The following is a 24,122-nucleotide window of genomic DNA, read 5'->3' as shown; positions in this document are numbered from 1 at the left end:
GGCAATCCATGGCAATCCATGGCAATCCATGGCAATCCATGGCAATCCATGGCAATCCATGGCAATCCATGGCAATCCATGGCAATCCATGGCAATCCATGGCAATCCATGGCAATCCATGGCAATCCATGGCAATCCATGGCAATCAGTTCACATTTAAGCTATTTATATATTACTGCAGTCCCGGTGGCTGTAACTATAAGTGCACTTCCCTTCAATCCTCCAATTGAATTGTAATCTATCAAAACTTCAATCACAGTATTGGCCCCCATTTCATATGCATTATCAAGCATTCTACGTATGGCTGCTTCTCTAGCTTCATCCAAACTCATTCCATCTAATTGAGCTTTTTTAGATATCTTGGAAAGGCCTTCCGAGTTATCCTTAACCATCGCTTCCCCAGTCACTATACCTATGTGTTTGGTAATATTACCACCATCCATGTGGGGAATTGATACAATAGGAACATCCAGATCATCCAAAAAGTTTAAATTTGGAGTTTTTAAAGAGTCAACGGGGTTTTCAAGGTTTTCATCGCCTATATCCTCCGGTGCAGGAGGTTTTCTCCGGACCTTACTCGTGGCTTTTGAGAGTAAATTCCCCAGATAACCTATGGCATATGTCAACACTCCCAAAAATACAACGAAAAGCAGATAATTTATGAGTATGGGAAATGCAGCCTGTACCATCAACGCAAGACCACCTAATGTAAAGAAATTGAGTACAATTGGATCTTGGGGGAAAAGCCAAGCATAAGCATTGATAATTATAAATATTAAAAGCGCACTGATTGCTCCTGTGCTTTTACCGTACATACGTCTTGCAAGGTAGGTTTCCACGAAACCGGCTATGAGTGGAGACACAATGAACATTATGTTAAACCCAAAAATTACTAAATTTCCCACAACACAGATTACCGCTGACAAAAATCCAGCAGCTGTGCCTATGAGTATAGAAGCAAAAGCCCATCGTTTTTCTTTTAAAAAGTTTACTGTAGATTCTAACAATCCCATCCCTTCCTAAAGTTAACGGTTCAAGATTATGGATGAACCTAAAGATTAATCATTGTAAAATATGATTTTAAATATGATTTATTAAGATTTTGACTAATTTACCAGGATTTTAACTCATTTACTATACTAATAATCATATTATTTCTAACAAATTACTCCTGATAAGAAACCGCTGTTCCAAAAACCGTAACCATGATGGTATTTCCCATGGTTCCTCCCAGGTTATGATATGCTAAACGTGTTCCAATAACTGCATTAGCCCCCTTGTCTGCAGCCTTCTCTTTCATACTTTCTAAAGCTACTTCTCTGGCTTTTTTGAGTTCTTCTTCATAGGCAGAAGTTCTACCTCCTACCACATCCCTCACACCTGAAAACATGTCCTTGTAAACATTTGCCCCTAAAAGGGATTCGCCGGTTACTAAACCATAATATTCATTAATTTTCTTCCCCTCTATGGTTGGGGTGGTTAAAACTAGCATTTGTTAACCTCCTTACTAAAATTTCTTTTTTATGTTCTTTATTTAATTATAATACTAATATTCCTTAATAATACTAATATTTCCCCATATTATTTGAGTTAAGGTATGATTGTTGGAGTTAAGTTATATAGGTTGGAGTTAAATTATAAGGAATTTTCAGTTTTTCATTAACACTATCTAATTAACAGTAAATTTATTATAATCAACAGACAAAAATTAATACTAACTTAATTTCCTCATTAACTAGACTAAAACATCTCATTAATAGACTAAAACAAGTTAAAAAATATAGTAATCGAATAATGATGGGAATAGATGGAATTAATTGCAAAAATGAGGTTTTTTAAATGAAAAACACAATAGTTGGAGTTATTGCAATAATTGTAGCAGTTATAATGATAACTGCACCAGTAGTGGGACTTGCCACTCTTGGCCTCATATCTGGACTTTTAATACTGGGAATGGGTATCTGGCTTACAATTTTAGGCTTCGGTGAAAGAACATCCAATGATCTGTGGTTATTCCCCTTCCTGGTAGGAATAATTGGAGTAATTATGGGAATTACATTCCTTTTCAACACTTCATGGATAATGAGCCTCGGTCTCTGGGCCTATATCATTACAGGAATCCTGTTATTAATTACAGGAATCATTGCCCTGCTTGTTGGTGAACGGAAAACTTACAAAGTATATGCCGGGATATTTGGACTGTTATTCGGATTCCTTTTCCTTATCGTAGGTTTCTACAACGTAGACCCCAATATTTTAGGATTCATAACCGGAATTGGACTGTTAATATACGGAATTTTGAACATCCGAGAATAAAAATCCATAGATTATCACCAGGATACTTTGGAGAGTCTTAAAAAGAATTGTTGAATTAATTAAGTGAATTATTTAAAATAAAATAATGGTCCGAATTTGTAAAATAAAGAGTATTCGGACTTTAAATCTTTTTAAAATGTATTGTCTCATTTTAATAGTTATTGTTCATAATCCTAACTGGCCCCTAAACATGAAAAACAACCAGACCAGGATGAAAACTGCAAATAAAACGTAAAGCATTTTACGGCTTTTTTGGACTTTTTTCTGGTTGGCCAGAGCTAGCTGCTCACAGTTGGGTGAGCAATACTTTTCATTCAAGGGCATGGGTGTCCCGCAAACAGGACAGTGTTTGTGTTGTTCAATCATAAATATTACCTCTTTAAACGTTCTTTTAATATTATTTTAAATTATTACAGATTAGTGGGCTAAGCTATAGACTATTTAAACTATTTAGATTATTAGGCTGTTTTAGATTTATTAAGCTTTTTATTCAGTATCATGCTTAATTAACGTACCTATGTTACTATTTATGGCTTTTTTAAGGTTTTCTGGGTTTTCCCCATTGAAGATAACTGTTTTTATCCTGGAACGGCCTATGATCTGTATGGCGGTTTTATCCAGGAATTCATAGGTCCCTGCTTTCATTTCCTTATCAGCCAGCATTCCCATCATCTCATTGGGGGTGATTTCCGGGAACATTTTTGCATCAGGGTGCTTGTTGGGATCTTTATCATATAATCCATCTACAGAGGTGGCGTTTAAGAGTAAATCTGCACCAACAAACTCGGCTAGAATGCTGCCCACAGCATCGGTACTGTGTGCTGGTTCTGTACCACCCATAACCACAATTTTGCCATTGGTAGAAAATTCTAGGGCTTCGGCAAAGTTGTGAGGTACCCGTGGATAAGCACTATCTCCTAGAGCTGTTATGAGGAGTCGTGCATTGAGTCTGGTGACTTCAATTCCAATATCATCACAGAGGGCTTCTGATGCCCCTAAATCCCTGGCTATTCCAATGTAGTCCCGGGCAGTCCTACCACCACCTACCACCACCATGATCTGGTGTTCTGCTGCCATACTCTTCAATACACTTGCATAATCCTGAAATTTTTTATAATCGTGGTCCCTGATTATTATGGATCCACCTACCGTGATCACTACGCGCATTTCATCACCAAAAATAATGTAAGTTTTACATATATAATAAATCAAGGTTTTGTGTAAAACCTTTATACATTTTTTTATGCCCATTAAAGTTCATCATATTATTAGTATCACGTAGATTATTACACATATTTTAAACTGAAACTTGATACGGAATTTATGAAACTCTTTTTTTATTAGATAACAGGTTTACACTATAATGCAACTTTATTGTAAACTTAAAAAGCATAGTACAACTTAGAAAAGCATATTACAAGAAATTATCAACAAATAGATTGAAAGCATTTCATTGCGTTAATTGAACACAGGGAATTAAGTTGATGATTTTGTAAATAATTGAAAATTAAAAATTTTTTTTAAAAAATAGGAATTTTAGAAAGAATAAATGGTTTTATATAGCTTCCCCATCCCTACAGTAGTAACCCATTGGTTCACCGTTGGATAAATCATATTCTTCCCATAATGGGCATTCATTACATTGGCACATTTCTTCGAAGTCCACATCCGCACACATGGTTTTTCCGTGGGCACAGTACAAACCAGGGATCATTTCAGGTTTAGGTGCCATTTCACCGGCTATTAATTTAGGCATCATTTCCTGAACTTTCATTTGTTTTGATTTGACACATGCACTATTTGCTTGCACAGGACAGGTTTTACAGATACACTTTTGCACGTTTTCAAGATTAAATTCCAGTTTAGCCATTTAATCATCCCCTTCTTTCCTTGACTTATATTATGATCTTGATTGAATATTAGATTTTACTACCCGTAAATCCCAAATTATAAATTTAACCCAAATTATAAATTTACGGTTTCAATGTATATTAAACAGCATTTAATGGACAAATAACCAGTTTTTAATGGATATATTCCCCATTTAGCCACCTGACACCGGTAATCTGGGCAAAATCTTTATTTACAGAAATCAGATCATCAGTGGAAAATTGATTCACATTATTTTTACCCACTATCCGAGTTAGATTAGCCACCTCTTCATTGGTTAATTCTATGAAATTGGTTAGCTTTTGGCTTCCCTCTTCTACATCTAACTGTTCCATAAGCTTAGGATCTTGGGTGGCAATACCAGTGGGACAAAGATCACTGTAACATATCCGATATTGCTGGCAGTTTATTGCTATTAATGCTGCAGTACCTATATATACTGCATCAGCACCTAATGCCAGACATTTAGCAAAATCAGCCGAAGTTCTCAATCCCCCTCCAGCTATAATCGATATTTTATCTTTAACTCCTAACTCTTGCAATGTTTTGTATGCCTGTGGAAGTGCAGCAAATACTGGTATTCCCACATTATCTCTAACATACAGGTCTGTAGCTCCTGTACCCCCACCAAAGCCATCAAGAGCAATGAAATCCACACCAATATCAGCTAATAGATTTACATCCGACTTGATATCTCCACACCCAATTTTAGCACCTATTGGTACGCCTCCTGTGATTTCACGTAGCCATTCCACCTTTCCTTTCATAGTATCATGGTCAGTCATGTCCGTGTGGTGGGCCGGTGAGTAAGATGCTTCACCCGGTTCCAAGTTACGTGTTCTTGCAATTTCATCGGTGATCTTCTCTGCAGGCAAATAACTACCTTTACCAGGATAAGCTCCCTGGCCAAATCTAATTTCAACTGCTGCAGCTGATTCGAGGATCTTTTCATCTACTCCAAACCTTCCAGTAGAGTATTGTACAATACGATAATTTAACCCTACATCTTTTTCTTCATTTATTATTCCACCTTCACCTGAATTAAAGCCGATTCCAAGTTTTGAAGCGGTACTGGAAATCACCATCCGCACATTTTTGGAAACCGCCCCAAAGCTCATTCCTGAAATCATTATGGGTGATGAGACTTGCAGTGGTTTTTTTGAGTGAGGACCAATGGCCACCGAAGTTTGAACTGGTTCTTCAAGGTTTAAAGGTATTTTATTCACCTGTGCAGGTATAAAATAGATATCATCAAGGGTAAAAGGGAATTTCTTCAGCGAACCCATAGAACCAACTGTACTTTTGCCGGTTTTGCTTTCATCCTTGATATTTACTACTTCTTGGTAGAAGCCAGGATCTTCTTCCTTGCTTCTTTTGCGCATAAGAATGTTACTTTCCCCAACACTTACTTTATCACAGTAGTAAAGTCCTTTAAGCCCATATTCCTTGTATACCGGGCATTTATTGCAGAGGCAAGTTTTTGCATTAATATCACATTTACTTTCATTCACACCGCAGAAAAGGATTTCACCACTACAATCATGAGGATAACTTTTACATAATCTGCATATGCATTTTTGTCGGTTTTCTTTTGAGTCAGGGACTTTAATCCTTATATTTCCAGGTTCATCCATGTTACTCCCCCAATTAAATCTTTAAATAGCCTCTTAAATCTCAATTTATTTTTAAATCTCAAATAACCTTTAAAGCTTAAATAACCTTTTAAAGCTTAAAAATCCCTTTAATATTCTTCAAAGATTTTTTATAAACCTTCAGGATCTGTTAAAGGCATTAAACTGGTTTTTTTAAGCGCATGAAATGTTTTTTAAGTGCATAAAACTTACTGATGTGAAGTGAATTTTTCGTGATTTTGATTTTAATAGCCCAGACAGTAACAAGTTCTTCCTTTTCTTATAATGGTCCCAATCACAGAATACTACTCCTACATTTGGCCAGAGAAAACCCCTACTTTTTTTATAAAATAAATTAAGGTATATTATATGTTTAAAATAAAATAAAATTATGTTTTATAAATTATTTTTTTAAAGATAGAATGATAATAATGCACTATAACTGGAAATAACTATAATATACTATAAAGTTTAGATAGAATATCTAAATAACATAATATCTAATATTTTACAGAAGACTATTAAAAACAATTTTTAGGATGAATTATCAGTAAAATTATAGTAGGATAAGAGAATAAATAATTCATCTGTATTAAATAAACATACTTATTATGAATTTTACCAGTTTAGGAGCGATATTAAATGTCAGAACCATCATCAACCGAACTTTACGAGGTTAAGCGCACCCTGAAAGAACTCTCCGATAAAAAAGGACGGGGTACTGAGCTGGTATCTGTTTACATCCCACCAGATAAACAGATCAGCGATGTGGTAAAGCACATGAGAGAGGAACTCAGCCAGAGTGCTAACATCAAAAGTAAACAGACAAAAAAGAATGTTCAATCTGCTATTGAAGTTATAATGCAACGTATGAAGCTTTTCCCACGGCCCCCAGAGAGGGGTCTGGTTCTCTTTGTGGGTATGATTCCCAAGGGAGGTCCAGGTACCGAGAAGATGGAAACTTATGTTTTTGAACCCCCAGAACCGGTTCAGACCTACACTTATCATTGTAACTCCCAGTTTTTCCTGGAACCCCTGGAAGAAATCCTGGAGGACAAGGAAATCTATGGATTGGCAGTTATTGACCGAAAAGAAGCTACAATAGCCGTTATGAAGGGTAAACGGATCGATATAGTTAAAAACCTTACCAGTGGTGTTCCTGGAAAACATAAGGCAGGTGGTCAGTCACAGAGGCGTTTTGACCGATTGATTGAACTTGCAGCCCACGAATTCCTTAAAAGAATTGGTGATCATATGAACGACGCCTTTTTAGAGCTTGAAGGCCTTAAAGGGGTTATTATTGGAGGTCCAGGGCATACTAAAGAGGATTTCGTTAATGGAGATTACCTACACCACGAGATCAAACAAAAAATCATCACCACCGTGGACACATCCTACACCGGGGAATTTGGTATCAGGGAAGTCATAGACAAATCCATGGATATACTCACTGAGATTGACATAATGCGTGAGAAAAAACTGGTTCAACGTTTCCTCACGGAACTGGTGGATGAAAATGGTTTAGCATCCTACGGTGAAGCAGAAGTCAGGCAGAACCTGATTAACGGCGCAGTGGAAGTTTTATTACTTTCAGAGGATGTTAAATCCAAACGATACACCTATGAATGTTCTTCATGTGGAAGCCAGGAAGAGGAAACCGTTAAAAATGAGGGTGAAGCCCAAGAGAAAACCTGTAAGAATTGTGGTGAAACCATAAAGGTTGCATCTTCTGAAGATATTATCAGTGACTTTGTTAAGCTGGCTGAGGAAGTTGGTTCAGATGTTGAGGTCATATCCACTGAAACCGAAGAAGGAATGCAACTACTTCGTGCCTTTGGAGGTATTGGAGCCATATTAAGGTACAGAGTATAAGTTTAATTGATTGAATACAAGTACCTTAAAACTATTTTTTTATTTCATTTATACAAAATAGTTATACAATCAAAATAGCTGTTTAGATACCAAAATAGATGGAAAAAGTAGACTCATTTTGTAAATTAACTAATTAATCAATTTTTTAAATTTTTAATTTGAATTTTTTAATTATTTAACTAAAAAATAGGGTAACTAAAAAGTGGGGAAAAAATAATTAAAGGAAAAAATAATTTCAAAGAGAATTATAGCATTTCATCCCATAATTAGAGTTATCCCAGCCTGCTTACACGTATAAGTGATTCTACTGGAACTTTTTCCACTTCTAATAGCCCTTTTTTGTCGATGAGTACCACTGCTGCCAGTGGTTCTGCTCCAAGGCTTCGGAAGACTTTTATTGCTTCGCCAATGGTTCCACCGCTGGTGATGACATCGTCCACTATTACCACTCTTTTTCCCTCGACCGAGGCGAAATTACTGCTCACTGCTCCCCGGGCATCCTCTTCCTTGCGGTGTTTAATGGGGTGGAACACTGCCATATCTGCATCCAGAAATTCGGCCATCATGGTGGCAAATGGTATTCCACTTACCGTGATTCCCACTACTACTTCTACATCACCGTGCTGTTGTGCCATGTCTGCCATTGCTGCTGAAACATAGGACATTCTCCTTGAACTGCCCCCCAGACTTTTCCAGTTAATGGCAAAATCAACTGGTGCTTTTTCCTGAGCTTTTTCTTTAGTTTTATCGGTTCCCTGGAGTATGAGCCATCGGGCAGTGTCTTTTGAGACATTGAGTTCATCAGCTATTTCTCCTGTGGTAAAACCCCTGCTTCTAAGTTCATAAGCCTTTTCAATGAGTTTTTGGTTCATTATACCCCTCCGGAATTGTTCAACAGTGTCTGATACAGTGCAGCTGTTGTGATATATCTGTATAAATTAAACTAGATTAATCTATGTGATTATTATCAATAAATGAAAATTATCAATATACTAAGATTAATCAATATCAATTTTAACTGGAACTTTCTCTTTAGCAGATTTCATTGCTGCCAAGACTGTTTTAAGGGCATGTATTCCATCTTCCCCTGTTATTTTTGGTTTTTCATCCAGCATAATTGCGTTTAAGAATGAGTCCAATTCCACCATTAGGGGTTCATTATGAGGTACCCTGACGTTCCTGGCGTTTTTCCCGAATATCTCCACAGTCTGGTCTATGTAATCCAGAGAGATTATACCATCAGTTCCAGTGACTTCCAACTGTCGCTTTTTATAGGGTGTGAGCCAGTTCACTTCCAGCATACCGATGGCGTTGTTGTAGAACTCCATCATGATCTCGGCATGGTCTTCGTATTCACATTTTTCCAGTCTACTGCCAACGTGTGCGTATACCTTGGAAACTGGACTGTCCATAAGGTAAGCCATGACATCCACCTCGTGGATGGCCAGATCTATAGTTACTCCCACATCCTTTATTCGTGGAGGGAATGGGCCCACCCTTTTGGCTGAAACTGAAACCACTTCCCCGATGAGTTTTTCTCTTAAAAGTTTTTTAGCTTCTAAAACTGCCGGGTTAAACCGTTCCACGTGGCCAGTGGCCAGTTTCACTCCTTCCTTTCTGGCTGCTCGGACCATGGCCTTTGCTTCCTTCAGGGTGAATGCAATGGGTTTTTCCACCAGCACGTGTTTTCCCTGTTCTATGGCACTCATCACCACTTCGTAGTGGTAAGTGGTGGGGACACAGATACTCACTGCATCTATTTCTGGCATTTTAAGTACATTATCATAATCAACAAAGCCCACAGTGTTGTATTTCTTGGAAACTTCCGCAAGGGTGCCTTTCATGAGATCAGAGACTGCCATGAGGTTAGCATTTTTTAATCGGGTGTATACCCTTACGTGGTTATGGCCCATGGCCCCTACACCAACAACTCCCACGTTTAATTTTTTCACTAGCAATCCTCCCCAATGCTTCTGGCGATTTCAAGACCTATACTTTCAGCCTGATTTATTGAACCGGTCATGTCATGTTTAGAGATAAGTTCACCCTCTCTGTTAAGTAAAATAGCTTGAAGCTTCAATTTATCTCCTTGTGTACGAGCACAAACTCCTAGAGGCCACTGGCAACCAACACCCAGTTCTTCTAAAACTTTTCTCTCAGCCATAATTTCATTATAAGAATCTTTGTGATTTAAATCTTTTAAAATATTTTTGTTACTGCTATCCTTCCTAGAAACAACTGCCAGTGCCCCCTGGCCTGCAGCAGGAGTCATGTAATCCAAAGAAAATCGTTCCCGTAGGTGTTCGGTAAGTCCTAATCTGTTGAGACCTGCTTCAGCCAGTAAAGTGGCCTGATATTCTCCACTGGTGACTTTTTTTATCCTGGTTTCGATGTTGCCCCGGATAGGCTGAATATCCACATTTTTCTGATGGTATTTGCAGAATGCCTCTCTCCTGACACTACTGGTCCCTAAAGTTGCTCCTTCAGGGAGATCCTCCCATGAGTAAGATGATACCAGAACATCGTGAGGTGATTCCCGTGGTGGGATAGCTACAATTTCCAGTTCATCATCCAGTTCACTGGGAAGATCCTTTAAACTGTGTACTGCAAAATCAACCTCTTCTTCTAAGACTGCTCTGTCCAGTTCCTTGGTGAATATTCCCTTAACATCCATCTGATAAAGTTGAGAATCTTTTATTTTATCTCCTGTGGTCTTTATTACGGTTATATCTATTTTCTCATCTGTTATTTTTGATAAAGAGGTAATTATATTCTTGGTTTGAACCATGGCCAGACTGCTTCCTCTTGTACCTACCTGCAATGCATCATCTCCGAGTGTGGCGAATTACTGAATTTAAGTCATAAAAGTTTGTCATTTAGTAAGCATACTGCTGGATGCAGACTAATATAAAAATCCTTAGTTGAATGATTTTCTATGATCTTTAATAAATGTTGTCATGATAGAAATTAATCATCTATTCTGTTTAACATGGCAAGATTTAAAGTTATCTCCTCGGGTGTTATCTCCTACCCAGTTCCGAAAAATTGGAACGATATATGAGCAATATATTTTTCGCCCCAACCTTTTTTGATTTATTAAGTGCCAGTTCTATACTGTTACAATAATTATACTGTTTTTCCATCTGTTTCCATAGACTAAGACCTAGATCCCCAGTTAATATCATGAAAACTTCATCACTCTGGTCAGCTAAAAAGTTTGAAAGAGACGTTTCATCAATCTCCTCACAGGTTACACCGTAACTTCCACCCACAATCAGAACTGGTTTTTCATAACCTTTTATCATGTTAACTGCTTTTTTAACGGCTGTAACATTTATTCCAGGATTGATCTCTTCAATAATTACCATATCCCCCACTTTACTGAGGGAAGTCCTGCCTGGTAATCCTGTAAAGTTTTTTAAACCATTACTAATCGATTCAATGGGAGTTCCCATGGATAACGATGCAGTTATTGCAGAAAGGGTGTTTTCAAGGTGATGTTGGGCAGGGGCAAATGTGGAAACTTCAAAGGAAGTGTTTATGGATGTTCCATTTATGGTTATAAGATCTATCACTTTAACCTGGAATACAGTCTTATGAAGCCCATAATTAATGATGTGTGCTTTAACATTTACGTTATCCCCTATTCCATCAATTGAGAATGTATTCGGTTTATGGTTTAATGAATAGTGATGAGAATAAGTTTTCTGGTAAGATTCATTATCACAGACTGTTACTTTACTTTTAAACATCTGCAGCTTGGCTTTACTGGCACTGCTACTTCCACGGGCTATGCTGTAATCCTCTGCAATATTGGTGATAACTCCCACATCAGCCAGTCCTGTTCCTCCCAGGGAACTTTCAAATATGCAGATGCCCACATTATGAACTTTATTTTTATAGAATTTCTGTGAAAGTTGCCAGGCAGTTATGATACTGGCGGGGGTAATGCTGATATCTTTTTGGAGGGTGATTTCCTGCCCATCTTCCACAACTTTAACGCCCAGACTGCTTAATATCAGCGGATTTTCATCACGGTATATCTCCTTGAGCATGGCAGTGGTGCTGGTTTTTCCCTTCACCCCAGTTATTTCAATTACTGGTACGTTTATTTGGTCTTTCAGGAGAAATCCCACTGCCTGATGGTGGGTCATGTGGGGAGGTTGGGGTAGATTACAGTGAACCGGAGCTACAACCATTAAGTTAGATTTATCATTTTTCAATGAGCTCCTGGACATATCATTTTCCAGGACAATATTTTCATGAAAATAACTCTCATAGAATGATTCACCAACCAGTTCTATTCCCTGAGCTTCCAGTAGTGATTTATCTTCTTCGGATAACGTTTGGTAAATGTCCCATGCAAAAACTTTGCAATCTTTTCTTTTAGAAAATTCAGAGGCCAGTATGGTTCCTCCATGGGTCATGTCCACTACTAAAATTCTCATTTAATAGATTCCGCCCTGGGTTAACTTTTCTCGAACTTTTCGGTAGAAATCCTTGGTAAGGCGCACGAAATATGCGCAGTTATCTGATTTGCGGAAGACGATCTCATCCATGTAGTTTATCTCTTCCTCAAATTGACCATCAATGACTGCTATGGCCTTTTTACCTTCTCTGAGGAGTTTGACTTTTATGGTGCTTCCATCGGAAACAACTGTTGGTCTGGCCCCCAGTTTAAATGGGCATATTGGAACTATTACAAATGCTTCAACCCTGGGATCGATGATTGGACCTCCTGCGGACATTGAATAAGCAGTGGAGCCACTTGGCGTGGCAATGATAAGCCCATCTGCACGCAGTTCCTCCATTATCTCATCATCCACACTGATCTGGATGTGGAGCATTTTAGCAGGTTTACGGGTCATGAGCACCACCTCATTTAAGGCAGGAGGCAGTTCATGCTTGTGCCAGACTAGAAGCTGGTTCCTTCTTTCCACAAAATAATTCCCGGCAAGAATTTCTTCAATGGCCGTAAAAGCGTTTTCAGGGTCTATTTCTGTTAAAAATCCAACTGTTCCCATGTTAATTCCAATTAGAGGAATTTTTTTGTGGCTGATAAAGCTCTGGGTACGGAGGATAGTTCCATCTCCCCCAATAGCTACCACCATATCCACGTCCATATCCTTCAGTTCACAGTGCCGGTCCTGATATTTTTCCAGTTCCATGGCCAGAGGAGTATCCAGAAGGATATCCACATTTTTTTCGGTTAAAAAGTCAGCTATTTTCTGTGCAAGTTCCACTGCGCCTTTTACATCACTACGAGCCACCAAACCCATGATCATTAAATCCCCTCCAGTATCTCCCTTATTTTTCCATGAATAACTGCATTACAGGTAGCTATGATAGAAGTTTTCTCCAGAACGTTTAATCTTCCATTAAGGAGACCCCCATTAGAATCTGTTACCTTTCCCCCACTTTCTTCCAGGATGAGCTTGGCTGCGGCAATATCAACCATCCGCAGATTATTTCTCACATCAACAAAGGCATCATAGGTACCATCAGCAACGTAGGCAAGTTCTATTGCCACTGCCCCTAAAATTCGCATTCTTCTGACACTTTTGCATAGAATTTCTATTTTTCCCATGTCCATTCTGTAAACGTAAGCACCCAGAGATATCTGTGATAAATCCTCCTTAATGGAAGGAATTAGATCATTCCCATTGAGAAATGCTCCTTTACCTTTAACTGCACTGTATATATCATCTGTAGCGTAGTTTTTCACCACACCCATCTGGATATCTTGAATAGTGAGAGGACCTTCTTTGTCTGGTGGAATGGGTGCTACTGCCACGGATATACCATAGGCAGGTATGTTCTTCACCGCATTACTGGTACCATCCAGGGGGTCCACCACCATTATGGCCTCAGAAGGACCATTACCAATCCTTACTTCACCAATTTCTTCGCTGATAAGGGTTAAAGGCCTTTCAACTCCTTTTAGAATTTCCATGACCTTATTCTCGGCCACCTGGTCAATGAGAGTGGTAGGAGTTCCATCAGCCCCCATTTTAACTATTTCCCCTCCTTTGGGGGATCCTATAAGAGGGGATATTGCCCTTTGAGATTCTTCAATTAAATCCTGGCAGACTTCGCCCCAAAATTCTTGATCTTCTCCATTCATGATATTCTCCTCCTACAGGCCTTGATAGTTAATATATGATGATATCTGCATTATTCATATTTTAATTAGCTTATAGATCGCCAAGAATGTCTTAGCTAGATCGCCAAGTAATGTCTAATTTATTAATTTACATTACTGGATCACTCCAGGTACACCACGGCAGCCAGTGCCACTCCTTCCTCTTTAACTTTATGACTTTCATTTACTATGATAATTTCCCTGATGGTAAGATCCCTCACCTTCATCATGTACCTTACCATGGTTTCTGCTTCTTCTTTGATTTTTTCTGGGTCCTGGTTCACTCCGGAGTGTTCCACCACACATCCAAAATCATCTGAAGTAGCCACTGCCACTGCAGCGGTTATTAAATCCCCTGGCTGGTCTGAATGTGCACAGGCCAGTACACAATTTACCATTTTACCTTCCTGGATGTGAGGAAGTTCTACTATCTGGGTGTCTTTAGGGAGTATACTGGATACGGTTATGAGGTTCACGTCACCAATGCCTGCATCTAAAAGGGCATTATCAAAGGCGTTTAGTCTGCTGGGTCCTTCTGATCTTCCTGAGGTTATTGAAACTTTCATCATTATCACTCAAAATTCACTTAAAAATTTAAATAGGGAAAAAATATAGGCATTTCTATATCAGAGAGAGGTATCTATAAATATATTTATACCTGCAAGCAGAGTTATTAGTAGCAGAGTTATATTAATCATATATAGATTCTATTTCTTAGGTTCTAAAAATTTATGGATCCCACACATTGGATCTGAAGTTTATACGTATAATACGGAGGTAAATAGCATGTCGACTAAGGTAGTGGAAGTTAAAACGCTTAAAGTAGGTAAATATGTGGTATTAGATGGTGAAGCATCCAAAGTAGTGAGTATTCAGACTTCATCCCCAGGTAAACACGGAGCAGCAAAGGCCAGGGTAGATGCTGTGGGAATTTTCGACAACCAGAAAAGAGGTCTGGTGAAACCTGTGGATGCCAAGATAGAAGTCCCTATAATAGATAAACGAACCGCCCAGGTACTGGCTTTAATGGGCAGCGATATTCAGCTCATGGACCTGGAAACCTATGAAACCTTCGAAGTCCCAATACCAGATGATCTAAGTGATAAACTGATTGAAGGGGCAGAAGTTGGCTACATTGTAGCTATGGGTAATAAGAAACTCATGAGAATTAAATAAATTCCATGAGAGGTAAGATTAATTTTAATAATTTAATGAGGATTTGGGTAAATGCATTTATACACTGAAAATCCTCTTAAATTCGCTTTTTCCCAGACGGAGTGTGAGTACTCCGATCTAAATGAAGATAAACCCTCTTTTGGTATTTTAGGGGTGCCCTTTGACAGCACCACCACATACCAAGCCGGGGCAAGATACGGCCCCCTTTTTGTAAGGGAGGCCTCCTATAATTTTGAAAAATACAACATATTTTTAAATAAAATTCTTAACACAACTGTCCAGGATATTGGAAACCTGGAATCTGTTCCTGGAAACTTTAATAAAACCTGTTTAAATCTGGAATCTGTTATATCCTCCCTTTTAGAGGAAGGAACTACCCCCATAACCATTGGAGGGGAACACAGCATAAGTTATGGTGTTGTAAAATCCTTTAGCAAAACCGGGACCCTGGATATGCAGGAGGTTACTATTCTCCATTTTGATGCCCATATGGACCTCAGGGACGATTATATGGGGGAAAAGTTTTCCCATGCCACGGTTATGCGACGTATACATGATCTTAAACCAGGACATATGATTCAGATGGGAATCCGGTCTGCTTCCCAATCGGAAACAGAATTTGCTCAGGATGAAGGAATTGATTACTACACTCCTCCCGAGATAAAAGAAGATATACAGGGGATGGAAAAGATCATCCACCAGATAAAGGGTCCGGTTTATGTAACTGTGGATATGGACGTGCTTGATCCATCTTATGCTCCCAGTGTTGGTACTCCCACACCAGGAGGACTGGAACCGCGTGATCTGGAGAGACTTATCTTTTCCCTGGAAGGAAAGGAAGTCATTGGTTTGGATGTAGTTGAGGTTTCATCAAACTCCATTGGAGATATCACGTCAATCAATGCCGCCAAAACAATTTTAGACTTCCTGTTTTTGCAGTGAATCTTTTTAAAATCATTTCTGGAACCCATTAAACTTTTTTTAATAGAAAATTTTTTAAAATAACCATTTAAAAATAAACCCTTTACAGATAACGGTTGTTTCCAGAGATATGAAACTGATTATTCCAGAATATTTTTTTTGTATAATTATTTATAGATATCCCATCAAAACTAGAGATGTTTAGAATTTATCAAATTTAACACAAGTGTAAAACGTGTTCCAGGGGTATTCAATATTATTAAATCATTTAAAAATCCCTTGGCTTGGATTGAAATAGGAGGATTATTATGTATAACCGAGAAGTCAAGCTTACTGGACATATTATTGATTCACTTACTCTTCCAAGGGCTCTGGACCTGATTATGGACATGGGAGGGGACTTCCAGATACTGGAATTTAATGTGGGTAAACGTAAAAAGGATACCAGTCTTGCCAGGATTAAAGTTTCAGCAGATAGTGAATCCCTTTTAGGTGAAATTTTAGATGAACTGGCGGAAATAGGGGCCATGGTAGTGGAGATCAGGGAAGTTGATCTAGAAGCTGCCACCAAGGATAAAACTTTGCCAGCTGACTTTTATTCCACCACCAACCATCCCACTTTTATCCACTTCCAGAATGAGTGGATACCTGTGGAAAACATTGAAATGGATTGTATGATTGTGGTTGACCCTAAAACCCCTAAAGCCATCATAAAACCAATTGGTCAGATAGAAAAAGGTGACCTGGTTGTGGTTGGCCGTGAAGGAATCAAGGTTATGGCACCCCAGAGACCTAGGGGCAAAAAGGGAATGTTCGAGTTTATGGGAAGCGGAGCATCCTCAGAAAAACCACTTCGAACACTCATTAAAAGCATTGCCAAGGAAGTACGGGAAGTTAAAAGTCGTGGTGGTAAGATCGCCGTGGTGGGCGGGCCTGCCATAATACACACAGGATCTGGCCCTGTGCTGGCTAAAATGATCAAAGAAGGATTGATTGATGTTATCTTTGCCGGTAACGCCCTGGCCACCCACGATATTGAAAGTGCACTCTACGGAACTTCCCTGGGAATCTGTGTGAAGACTGGTGAAGCAGTGGCAAGGGGACACCGCCACCATATCTACGCCATAAACCAGATCAACCAGGCTGGCTCCATACGGGATGCAGTGGAACAGGGTGTTCTTACCAAGGGAGTTATGTATGAATGTGTGAAGAACGATGTTCCATTCGTGCTGGCCGGATCCATAAGGGATGACGGACCCCTTCCTGATGTTATAACCGATGTAATTGAAGCCCAGGATGAAATGAGGAAGTACGTTCCTGGTGTGGATATGGTGATCATGATCGCCACCATGTTACACTCCATAGCCGTTGGAAACATCCTCCCCTCACAGGTTAAAAGTATCTGTGTGGATATTAACCCCGCAACAGTCACTAAACTAGGTGACCGAGGTAGTGCACAGGTACTGGGCATTGTAACAGATGTAGGGGCGTTTTTACCAATGCTTTATCATGAAATTAACCATGCAGGTAAAGATGATTAAAAATCCCCTATTCCTTTATTTCGAAATTAAACATACCTATTGGGAAAATTAAACATATCAAGGAATTAATATAATCCAGATAAATATATAATCCAGATAAATTATCTTTGACATGGACTGATTGGGCTGTGAGTGGATGTAAATGTTAAAAGGAAACCTATTAAACCTTTTCACAGAGGAAATTTACCCTGCAGAGGTGGAAATCCAGGATGGGAAGATTAAATGTGTCCGGGAAATCAAGGGGGAGTTTAAAAACTACATCCTCCCAGGGTTTATCGATTCACACATCCACGTTGAAAGTTCCATGTTAACTCCTTCTCGTTTTGCAGAGGCAGTGGTGCCCCATGGAACCACTGCAGTGGTGGCTGATCCCCATGAAATTGCCAATGTTCTGGGACTTGCGGGTATCAATTATATGATGCAGGATGCCAGCACAGTTCCTCTCCGCTTTTTTTTCACTGCCCCCTCATGCGTACCTGCCACACCCTTTGAAACATCTGGAGCAGTGTTAGGGCCTGAAGACATAGAGGAACTCCTCCAGATGGATGATGTGGTGGCACTGGGGGAGATGATGAACTTCCCTGGAGTTATAGGTGAAGACCCCATTGTCCTGGAGAAGATTAAGCTCGCTCACAAATATTCTAAGCCAATTGATGGCCATGCACCTCTACTTTCAGGTGTTGATCTTTGTAAATACATAGCTGCAGGAATATCCACTGATCATGAGTGCAGCAGACTTGAGGAGGCGCTTGAGAAGAAGAAACTGGGCATGAAGATAATGATCAGGGAAGGATCATCAGCCCAGAACCTGGAGGAACTGTGGAGCGTGGGTGGTGAGTTCCTGGTATCCGATGACCGACATCCAGAAGACCTTCTGGAGGGACATCTAGACCAAACCCTCCAAAAAGCAGTTCAACTTGGCATGGACCCGGTGGAAGCCATTCAGATGGTTACCGTGAATCCAGCACTCCATTACCAGCTTAATACAGGTTCAATCAGTCCTGGTAAAAGAGCAGACCTGGTGCTGGTGGATGATCTTGAAAAATTCAAGGTTAAAAAAGTTCTGATAGACGGGAAGCTGGTTGCTCAAGATGAGAAGGTGTTATTCAAAGTTCAACCTACTCCGATTGAAAATACGTTCCAGTTAAGTGATACCAAACCCTCTGATTTTGAAATATACTCCAACATATCCAACATATCCAACATATCCAACATATCCAACATATCCAACATATCCAACATATCCAACATATCCAACATATCCAACATATCCAACATATCCAACATATCCAACATATCCAACATATCCAACACAACCAACACAACCAACACAACCAACACAACCAACACAACCAACACAACCAACACAACCAACACAACCAACACAACCAACACAACCAACACAACCAACACAACCAATAAAGCCAAAGTAAGAGTTATTAAAGTTATTGAAGGGCAGCTTCTTACTGAGGAATCTGAAGTGACATTAAAGATTGAAGATAATATTTTAAAACCTGATCTTGAAGTAGACATCCTGAAAATTGCAGTGGTGGAAAGATACGGGTCTAACAATATTTTTAATGCATTTGTAAATGGTTTCGGACTTAAAGAAGGGGCGATTGCATCCAGTGTTGCCCATGATTCCCATAACATCATAGTGGTTGGTACCAACAGCCAGGACATGGCAGTAGCGGTTAACACCCTTAAAAAGAACCGGGGAGGGCTGGTTGCAGTTCGTGACGATGAAGTTCATTCACTTAAACTCCCAATAGCCGGTCTCATGAGTACTATGAATGCCCAGGATGTATCTAACCAGTTGACTCATTTACATGATGTGGTTGAGGATATGGGTTCTAAGCTGACCTCACCCTTCATGACCATGTCTTTCATGGCTCTTCTGGTGATTCCCAGACTCAAAATAAGTGATAAGGGCTTATTTGATGTGGAGAGTTTCCAGTTTGTAGATGTTTTAAAATGAGTTTTAATTATTTTATATCTGTAAAACTTGAGTATATGTGAAATGAATTCTAAAAATGGGAGTTTTTGAGTGAAGATTATACCTCTGGCCTTTGAGAGTATGGGTGTCCGTTCCATGGCCACATTCGTAGAGACTGATCTGAAGATACTGATTGACCCTGGTACATCCATCGCCCCTAAAAGGTTCGGATTCCCACCATGGAAGGATGAATTCGATGCATTACATGAGACCAGGGCAAGAGTACAGGAATACGCTAAAAAAGCAAACATCCTGACCATCAGCCATTACCATCACGATCATTTCACTCCATTTAGTTTGGGAAGATATCTGGACTCATCACCCCGTTATGCTGAGGAAATGTACCGGAACAAAAAGCTGTTTATTAAACATCCCACCGAAAATATAAATAAAAACCAGCAGAAAAGAGCCAGAGATCTTTTAAATAATTTGAAACACTTAGGGACTCGGGACATCCATTATGCAGATGATAATTCATTTGAGGTAGGAGATACTCTTTTCAAATTTTCAAAAGCACTTCCCCATGGTGCAGAGGGCAGTCGTGTGGGTTTTGTTATAACCGCCACCATAGAATGGGAGAATCAGAAGTTAATGCACGCATCAGATGTGCAGGGACCTATGGGGGATGCTGCCCGAGAACTCATACTTAATGAAAACCCGGATACTCTGATTTTAAGTGGTCCACCCATCTATTTGGAGGGTTTCATCCTTGAAAAGAGAGATATTGTACGTGCACAGAAGAACTTAATTGAAATTGCCAGGAAAATCCCCAGAGTGGTAGTTGATCATCATCTTTTAAGGGATCTTCGCTGTTTTGACTTTATAAAAACAGTTAAGGAAGAATCAAAAGGCGAGGTACTGGTAGCATCGGAACTTCTGGGTAAAGAACCTTATCTATTAGAAGCAAGGCGAAAAGAGTTTTATTTTTAGAAAAAAGTTTTATTATTAGGTTTTAATTATGAATAACATTAATCAAGAATAAAATTATTCCATGAATACAATTATTCAAATTTACTTTTCAAGGAATTCTAAAATCTTCTTCATGGCTTTTTTATGGTCCTCTGAACCCACCTTATTTACTACCCGGGATGTTTCACTTAACTTCTCCAGATATGATTTCCTCTCGTCTTCAGAAACAATATCTATCCGACTAAGATACACCAGGGCCTCAATTATTCCATAAATAGCCCTATTTAATGGATTAACGTGTTCCTGGTTTTTAATCACATCCTGAACCCTGGCCCTCACCACATTTAAAGTTGAAGTGCCCATGTGATCTTCACGTTGCACCAGTTTTTCACTGGTTACCTCTACAGAGAAAAAAGCTTCTGCCCCTTTGATACTGAAATCCTGACCCGGAGTCTGGAATTTTGCAGGGTCCAAGTTTCCTATGGTTGCTTCAACAAAAATCATTGGATCCCTGAGTATGTTCACACAGAAACGTTTCTCACGCCTCACATTGTCGAATGTCCTGGATCCCTGGTGAAGGTAAACAACAACCTCATGGGCTTCTTTACAGATAACACCGATAGGTGCAGCATTTGGAGTTCCATCCGGGTTTCGGGTGGTAACTATAGTCTCATAAAGGAGGCCACGTTCCATGCCCACAGAATACAGATCCAACATTGTTTAACCAGCCCTGAAAGTTGTTAAATCATACCTTAATTCATTAATTTAATTCATTCATTAGTCAATTTTATTACACCTGAATTTGGAGACTTTTAATTGGTTTAATCCTTTTTATAAACCTCTCCAGTCAAAATACCGTTAATAATACAGTCAAAATCAATTTTTTCATCCCAACCTGCGTCTTCGAACATGTTCATGTAACACAGGCCAAGGAGCTTTCCACCTGGTTCCAGGATATCGTTGATCATCTTTTTAACATCAGCCACATCTACTTCATACTGTGGCAGGGAAAGTCCCCCCATAAGAGCTACTACATTACTATGTGGATCTGCTTCTTCTGTAAACTGCATGCCCAGTGGTGTGCGTTCTAATTTCCTGGCACTGGCTATATCAGTTCGGGGTATGAAAACTGATTCCTTATCTCTGATTACATGGGCAAATAATTCTGCAAATGGACTGCAAACACCGGGAATTCCTGCAAAAGTAACCTTTTGTGCACCCTCTACTTCCCTCTTGAAAGCCATCAGGTTGCCGTTTAATCCTCTGAACTTTTCTGTTTCTCTCATTATATCACCGATATTCTATCTTAAAAAAAAATATTCAAATGCTTAAAAAATTAATAAAAAGTTTAAACTAGGGGAATTCTAAAATTTAAGAACATTAAAAGTCAAATGCTCATTATACTCTCAGGATCCCTTCAAAAATATATATATGATATAGGCTATCACCAGTATAATTATAACTGGAAGCAACCATATGAATACATAGAAGAAAACCACTGCCAGCACCAGAGCCACCAGTATGAGTAGAATGTCTCGAAGTTCCATATTTATTCTTATACCATTTTAACATAAAAATATTTGCATATAAGAATTACAAGCCCTAAAAGGGCGGAATTAATAAAATAGTTAGTGGATATACTCCATATTGTAAAGTGGAGAAAATAGAATTAAAAAAATAGAATTAATGATAATGAGGATTAATAAAGGAATAACTTAAGGAAATAAGATAAGAGGATAATTAAAATGATATTAGTGATTAACAATCATGGACAGTACAATCACCGGATTCACCGGACCCTGCACTACCTGAAAATACCATCAGAGCTGGTGCCCAACACCACCAGTCTAGAGGATATTGAAGCTAAAAACCCATCGGGCCTTATTCTGGGAGGTGGACCATCGGTGGAAAGATCAGGTAACAGTATAGAATACGTTAAAAAACTGGATTATCCTATTTTAGGCATCTGTCTTGGTCATCAAATCATAGCACAGGCCTATGGCGGGCAAATCAGTTCTGCGGTTTCGGAAAGTTACGCTCAAATCCAGATCAACATCCTGGATGAAAATGACATTTTCAGAGGTTTAGGTCCACAGCTAGATGTTTGGGCTTCCCACAAGGATGAAGTAACCCAACTTCCCCCTGAATTTAAAGTTCTCGCTTCATCCACAATATGTGATGTTGAAGCCATGAAACACCCTGAAAAACCTGTATACGGAATACAATTCCACCCCGAGGTTTATCACACCCCAGAGGGACCTAAAGTTTTTGAGAATTTTTATGAAGTTTGCAAAAAATATAATAAAACTGAATAAAATTACATTGCAAATGATTATTACATTGTGAAGGGTTAAGATTTTCTTGGAAAGGATTAAAATTCCAATGGAAAATAAATAATCATTGAAAAAAAAGATCACCATATAAATAGATTAAAGATATTAAACTGATTAAAGAATTTTTAGGGGTTATTTAATCAAAAAAAGCATTACAGGTTGATAAACATGTTAGATCCGTCTTCTTTTATTCAAGAAACAATAGATACTATAAAAAATGCCATTGGGGATAAAAAAGCTATAATCGCACTTTCTGGTGGTGTTGATAGTTCTGTGGCATCAGTTCTGGTTTCAAATGCCATTGGCAAAAATTTAACCGCCGTGTTTGTGGATCATGGGCTTTTAAGGGAAGGAGAAGCAGATTACGTTCAAAATACTTTCCAGAGCAGGCTCAACTTGAAGTACATCAATGCCAGTGAAGAGTTTCTGGGTAAACTGGAAGGAGTAGAAGACCCTGAAGAGAAGCGAAAGATCATTGGTGAAGTGTTCATAAGGGTCTTTGAAAGGGAAGCAGAGAAAGTAGGTGCTGAGTTTCTGGTGCAGGGCACCATTGCCCCTGACTGGATCGAAAGCCAGGGTGATATCAAATCCCATCACAACGTTGCTCTTCCCCATGGAATGGTTTTAGAGCTTGTGGAACCCATCAGGGAACTTTATAAAGATGAAGTAAGAATTATTGGAGCCGAAATGGGTTTACCTGCTGAGATGGTGAACCGGCAACCTTACCCTGGCCCGGGTCTAGCTGTGCGTATTGCAGGGAAAATAACCCCCAAAAGAATAGAAATATGCCGCAAGGCCAACGCCATTGTCGAGGAAGAAGTGCAAAAAGTGGGCCTTGATAAAACTTTATGGCAATATTTCGCAGTTTTAACTGATACTAAGGTGACTGGAGTTAAAGGGGACATTAGAGACTATGGATACCTGGTTGTACTAAGAATGGTAGAATCATTGGATGCCATGACTGCAGATGTTCCTGAATTACCCTGGGAAATGGTTAAGACAATGTCCCGTAGGATAACAGCGGAGATTCCAGAAGTCACCCATGTATCTCTTTCAGTGAGTGATAAACCTCCAAGCACTATTGAACTTGCTTAAATCCATTGAAAAAAGGATATTACTGAATATACCCTTTTAAAATCCTTTCTAACTTTTTTTATTTTCTATTTATCCCTAGATAACTAAAAATTTCACTCAGATCCAATAGTAACTATCAGCCCCATCCAATAGTAACATAACCTTCAACACTGGTTACACTACAGTAGTTCAGGACATTATTATAATTCCTTAAATCCCAAAAAAATATCATAAAACCTGCACTACTTGAAAATTTCAAGGAATACAACTATTTCATTGGTCATATTGTGAATTTTTTCTGAAAATTTTGAATGAATGTTT

Annotated in this window: 25 protein-coding genes; 9 read left to right on the top strand and 16 right to left on the bottom strand. The window is 39.0% G+C overall.

Annotated features, from left to right (window positions below):
* Nucleotides 1-161: 161 nt before the first annotated feature.
* Entirely contained in the window at nucleotides 162-1,013 is an 852-nt protein-coding gene (locus A994_RS05350) for a heavy metal-binding domain-containing protein (protein ID WP_048204081.1), read from the bottom strand.
* Nucleotides 1,014-1,165: 152 nt separating this feature from the next.
* Entirely contained in the window at nucleotides 1,166-1,492 is a 327-nt protein-coding gene (locus A994_RS05345) for a YbjQ family protein (protein WP_004030316.1), read from the bottom strand.
* A gap of 347 nt (nucleotides 1,493-1,839) precedes the next feature.
* Between A994_RS05345 and A994_RS05340 the strand changes: the two genes are divergently transcribed.
* On the top strand, nucleotides 1,840-2,316 hold the full coding sequence (locus A994_RS05340; protein WP_004030315.1) for a DUF308 domain-containing protein: 477 nt from the start codon (nucleotides 1,840-1,842) through the stop codon (nucleotides 2,314-2,316).
* A 165-nt stretch (nucleotides 2,317-2,481) separates the two neighbouring features.
* Here A994_RS05340 and A994_RS05335 read toward each other — a convergent pair whose 3' ends face one another.
* From A994_RS05335 to A994_RS05320, 4 genes are all read right to left on the bottom strand, one after another.
* Nucleotides 2,482-2,682 carry a DUF2116 family Zn-ribbon domain-containing protein gene (locus A994_RS05335; protein WP_048204080.1) on the bottom strand — a complete coding sequence of 67 codons (201 nt, stop codon included), beginning with the start codon at nucleotides 2,680-2,682 and terminating at the stop codon, nucleotides 2,482-2,484.
* A gap of 120 nt (nucleotides 2,683-2,802) precedes the next feature.
* A complete protein-coding gene (gene pyrH / locus A994_RS05330) occupies nucleotides 2,803-3,483 on the bottom strand; it encodes a UMP kinase (RefSeq protein ID WP_048204095.1) in 681 nt (226 codons plus the stop codon).
* Between the two features lie 388 nt (nucleotides 3,484-3,871).
* Entirely contained in the window at nucleotides 3,872-4,186 is a 315-nt protein-coding gene (locus A994_RS05325; RefSeq protein ID WP_004030312.1) for a DUF2769 domain-containing protein, read from the bottom strand.
* A 154-nt stretch (nucleotides 4,187-4,340) separates the two neighbouring features.
* Complete coding sequence (locus A994_RS05320; RefSeq protein ID WP_004030311.1) at nucleotides 4,341-5,840, bottom strand: glutamate synthase-related protein; 1,500 nt, start codon at nucleotides 5,838-5,840, stop codon at nucleotides 4,341-4,343.
* Nucleotides 5,841-6,479: 639 nt separating this feature from the next.
* On the opposite strand from A994_RS05320, the gene prf1 reads away from it, so the two are divergent.
* Entirely contained in the window at nucleotides 6,480-7,709 is a 1,230-nt protein-coding gene (prf1, locus tag A994_RS05315) for a peptide chain release factor aRF-1 (RefSeq protein WP_004030310.1), read from the top strand.
* 272 nt (nucleotides 7,710-7,981) lie between these two features.
* On the opposite strand, the gene A994_RS05310 is transcribed toward prf1, so the two are convergent.
* From A994_RS05310 to A994_RS05280, 7 genes are all read right to left on the bottom strand, one after another.
* Nucleotides 7,982-8,581: an orotate phosphoribosyltransferase-like protein gene (locus A994_RS05310; RefSeq protein WP_004030309.1), complete on the bottom strand. Its 600-nt coding sequence runs from the start codon at nucleotides 8,579-8,581 to the stop codon at nucleotides 7,982-7,984.
* 126 nt (nucleotides 8,582-8,707) lie between these two features.
* The gene (locus A994_RS05305) at nucleotides 8,708-9,661 is read right to left on the bottom strand and encodes a Gfo/Idh/MocA family protein (protein WP_004030308.1); all 954 of its coding nucleotides are present in this window, start codon (nucleotides 9,659-9,661) and stop codon (nucleotides 8,708-8,710) included.
* Entirely contained in the window at nucleotides 9,661-10,530 is an 870-nt protein-coding gene (gene hemC / locus A994_RS05300) for a hydroxymethylbilane synthase (RefSeq protein ID WP_004030307.1), read from the bottom strand. Before hemC ends, A994_RS05305 begins: the two co-directional genes overlap by 1 nt.
* Before the next feature lie 199 nt (nucleotides 10,531-10,729).
* Complete coding sequence (cfbE, locus tag A994_RS05295; protein WP_004030306.1) at nucleotides 10,730-12,157, bottom strand: coenzyme F430 synthase; 1,428 nt, start codon at nucleotides 12,155-12,157, stop codon at nucleotides 10,730-10,732.
* Entirely contained in the window at nucleotides 12,158-12,994 is an 837-nt protein-coding gene (locus A994_RS05290) for an NAD(+) kinase (protein ID WP_004030305.1), read from the bottom strand.
* Complete coding sequence (locus A994_RS05285; RefSeq protein WP_004030304.1) at nucleotides 12,994-13,833, bottom strand: bifunctional fructose-bisphosphatase/inositol-phosphate phosphatase; 840 nt, start codon at nucleotides 13,831-13,833, stop codon at nucleotides 12,994-12,996. Before A994_RS05285 ends, A994_RS05290 begins: the two co-directional genes overlap by 1 nt.
* Nucleotides 13,834-13,973: 140 nt before the next feature.
* Complete coding sequence (locus A994_RS05280) at nucleotides 13,974-14,417, bottom strand: pyruvoyl-dependent arginine decarboxylase (protein WP_004030303.1); 444 nt, start codon at nucleotides 14,415-14,417, stop codon at nucleotides 13,974-13,976.
* A gap of 220 nt (nucleotides 14,418-14,637) precedes the next feature.
* Here A994_RS05280 and A994_RS05275 point away from each other — a divergent pair, with 220 nt between their 5' ends.
* From A994_RS05275 to A994_RS05255, 5 genes are all read left to right on the top strand, one after another.
* The gene (locus tag A994_RS05275; protein WP_004030302.1) at nucleotides 14,638-15,027 is read left to right on the top strand and encodes a translation initiation factor IF-5A; all 390 of its coding nucleotides are present in this window, start codon (nucleotides 14,638-14,640) and stop codon (nucleotides 15,025-15,027) included.
* 51 nt (nucleotides 15,028-15,078) lie between these two features.
* Entirely contained in the window at nucleotides 15,079-15,969 is an 891-nt protein-coding gene (gene speB / locus A994_RS05270; protein ID WP_004030301.1) for an agmatinase, read from the top strand.
* Between the two features lie 287 nt (nucleotides 15,970-16,256).
* The gene (locus tag A994_RS05265) at nucleotides 16,257-17,489 is read left to right on the top strand and encodes an ornithine cyclodeaminase, nickel-pincer nucleotide-dependent (RefSeq protein ID WP_004030300.1); all 1,233 of its coding nucleotides are present in this window, start codon (nucleotides 16,257-16,259) and stop codon (nucleotides 17,487-17,489) included.
* Nucleotides 17,490-17,631: 142 nt separating this feature from the next.
* On the top strand, nucleotides 17,632-19,467 hold the full coding sequence (locus A994_RS13530) for an adenine deaminase (RefSeq protein WP_004030299.1): 1,836 nt from the start codon (nucleotides 17,632-17,634) through the stop codon (nucleotides 19,465-19,467).
* 69 nt (nucleotides 19,468-19,536) lie between these two features.
* A complete protein-coding gene (locus A994_RS05255; protein ID WP_004030298.1) occupies nucleotides 19,537-20,415 on the top strand; it encodes an MBL fold metallo-hydrolase in 879 nt (292 codons plus the stop codon).
* 81 nt (nucleotides 20,416-20,496) lie between these two features.
* Here the strand turns inward: A994_RS05255 and A994_RS05250 are convergent, their stop codons facing one another.
* The 3 genes from A994_RS05250 to A994_RS13370 all read right to left on the bottom strand — a co-directional run bounded on the left by A994_RS05250 (nucleotide 20,497) and on the right by A994_RS13370 (nucleotide 21,941).
* Nucleotides 20,497-21,111: a DUF447 domain-containing protein gene (locus tag A994_RS05250; RefSeq protein ID WP_004030297.1), complete on the bottom strand. Its 615-nt coding sequence runs from the start codon at nucleotides 21,109-21,111 to the stop codon at nucleotides 20,497-20,499.
* Nucleotides 21,112-21,215: 104 nt separating this feature from the next.
* Nucleotides 21,216-21,680: a DUF2124 domain-containing protein gene (locus A994_RS05245; RefSeq protein ID WP_004030296.1), complete on the bottom strand. Its 465-nt coding sequence runs from the start codon at nucleotides 21,678-21,680 to the stop codon at nucleotides 21,216-21,218.
* Between the two features lie 120 nt (nucleotides 21,681-21,800).
* Nucleotides 21,801-21,941, bottom strand: coding sequence for a hypothetical protein (locus A994_RS13370; protein WP_004030295.1), 141 nt, complete (start codon nucleotides 21,939-21,941; stop codon nucleotides 21,801-21,803).
* 198 nt (nucleotides 21,942-22,139) lie between these two features.
* Here A994_RS13370 and A994_RS05240 point away from each other — a divergent pair, with 198 nt between their 5' ends.
* Nucleotides 22,140-22,709 carry a GMP synthase subunit A gene (locus A994_RS05240; RefSeq protein WP_004030294.1) on the top strand — a complete coding sequence of 190 codons (570 nt, stop codon included), beginning with the start codon at nucleotides 22,140-22,142 and terminating at the stop codon, nucleotides 22,707-22,709.
* A gap of 186 nt (nucleotides 22,710-22,895) precedes the next feature.
* Nucleotides 22,896-23,822, top strand: coding sequence for a glutamine-hydrolyzing GMP synthase (gene guaA / locus A994_RS05235; RefSeq protein ID WP_004030293.1), 927 nt, complete (start codon nucleotides 22,896-22,898; stop codon nucleotides 23,820-23,822).
* The last annotated feature ends 300 nt before the right edge of the window (nucleotides 23,823-24,122 follow it).

This window comes from Methanobacterium formicicum DSM 3637 (assembly GCF_000302455.1).
In the GTDB taxonomy this organism is placed as follows: Archaea; Methanobacteriota; Methanobacteria; order Methanobacteriales; family Methanobacteriaceae; genus Methanobacterium; species Methanobacterium formicicum_A.
This window is presented reverse-complemented; position numbering and strand designations above follow the sequence as displayed.

What these genes read in the sequence shown, in the direction of transcription:
- A994_RS05350 (WP_048204081.1), bottom strand. Translation starts at nt 1,013, where the DNA reads ATGGGATTGTTAGAATCTACAGTAAACTTTTTAAAAGAAAAACGATGG.
- A994_RS05345 (WP_004030316.1), bottom strand. Translation starts at nt 1,492, where the DNA reads ATGCTAGTTTTAACCACCCCAACCATAGAGGGGAAGAAAATTAATGAA.
- A994_RS05340 (WP_004030315.1), top strand. Translation starts at nt 1,840, where the DNA reads ATGAAAAACACAATAGTTGGAGTTATTGCAATAATTGTAGCAGTTATA.
- A994_RS05335 (WP_048204080.1), bottom strand. Translation starts at nt 2,682, where the DNA reads ATGATTGAACAACACAAACACTGTCCTGTTTGCGGGACACCCATGCCC.
- pyrH (WP_048204095.1), bottom strand. Translation starts at nt 3,483, where the DNA reads ATGCGCGTAGTGATCACGGTAGGTGGATCCATAATAATCAGGGACCAC.
- A994_RS05325 (WP_004030312.1), bottom strand. Translation starts at nt 4,186, where the DNA reads ATGGCTAAACTGGAATTTAATCTTGAAAACGTGCAAAAGTGTATCTGT.
- A994_RS05320 (WP_004030311.1), bottom strand. Translation starts at nt 5,840, where the DNA reads ATGGATGAACCTGGAAATATAAGGATTAAAGTCCCTGACTCAAAAGAA.
- prf1 (WP_004030310.1), top strand. Translation starts at nt 6,480, where the DNA reads ATGTCAGAACCATCATCAACCGAACTTTACGAGGTTAAGCGCACCCTG.
- A994_RS05310 (WP_004030309.1), bottom strand. Translation starts at nt 8,581, where the DNA reads ATGAACCAAAAACTCATTGAAAAGGCTTATGAACTTAGAAGCAGGGGT.
- cfbE (WP_004030306.1), bottom strand. Translation starts at nt 12,157, where the DNA reads ATGAGAATTTTAGTAGTGGACATGACCCATGGAGGAACCATACTGGCC.
- A994_RS05290 (WP_004030305.1), bottom strand. Translation starts at nt 12,994, where the DNA reads ATGATCATGGGTTTGGTGGCTCGTAGTGATGTAAAAGGCGCAGTGGAA.
- A994_RS05285 (WP_004030304.1), bottom strand. Translation starts at nt 13,833, where the DNA reads ATGAATGGAGAAGATCAAGAATTTTGGGGCGAAGTCTGCCAGGATTTA.
- A994_RS05280 (WP_004030303.1), bottom strand. Translation starts at nt 14,417, where the DNA reads ATGAAAGTTTCAATAACCTCAGGAAGATCAGAAGGACCCAGCAGACTA.
- A994_RS05275 (WP_004030302.1), top strand. Translation starts at nt 14,638, where the DNA reads ATGTCGACTAAGGTAGTGGAAGTTAAAACGCTTAAAGTAGGTAAATAT.
- speB (WP_004030301.1), top strand. Translation starts at nt 15,079, where the DNA reads ATGCATTTATACACTGAAAATCCTCTTAAATTCGCTTTTTCCCAGACG.
- A994_RS05265 (WP_004030300.1), top strand. Translation starts at nt 16,257, where the DNA reads ATGTATAACCGAGAAGTCAAGCTTACTGGACATATTATTGATTCACTT.
- A994_RS13530 (WP_004030299.1), top strand. Translation starts at nt 17,632, where the DNA reads ATGTTAAAAGGAAACCTATTAAACCTTTTCACAGAGGAAATTTACCCT.
- A994_RS05250 (WP_004030297.1), bottom strand. Translation starts at nt 21,111, where the DNA reads ATGTTGGATCTGTATTCTGTGGGCATGGAACGTGGCCTCCTTTATGAG.
- A994_RS05245 (WP_004030296.1), bottom strand. Translation starts at nt 21,680, where the DNA reads ATGAGAGAAACAGAAAAGTTCAGAGGATTAAACGGCAACCTGATGGCT.
- A994_RS13370 (WP_004030295.1), bottom strand. Translation starts at nt 21,941, where the DNA reads ATGGAACTTCGAGACATTCTACTCATACTGGTGGCTCTGGTGCTGGCA.
- A994_RS05240 (WP_004030294.1), top strand. Translation starts at nt 22,140, where the DNA reads ATGATATTAGTGATTAACAATCATGGACAGTACAATCACCGGATTCAC.
- guaA (WP_004030293.1), top strand. Translation starts at nt 22,896, where the DNA reads ATGTTAGATCCGTCTTCTTTTATTCAAGAAACAATAGATACTATAAAA.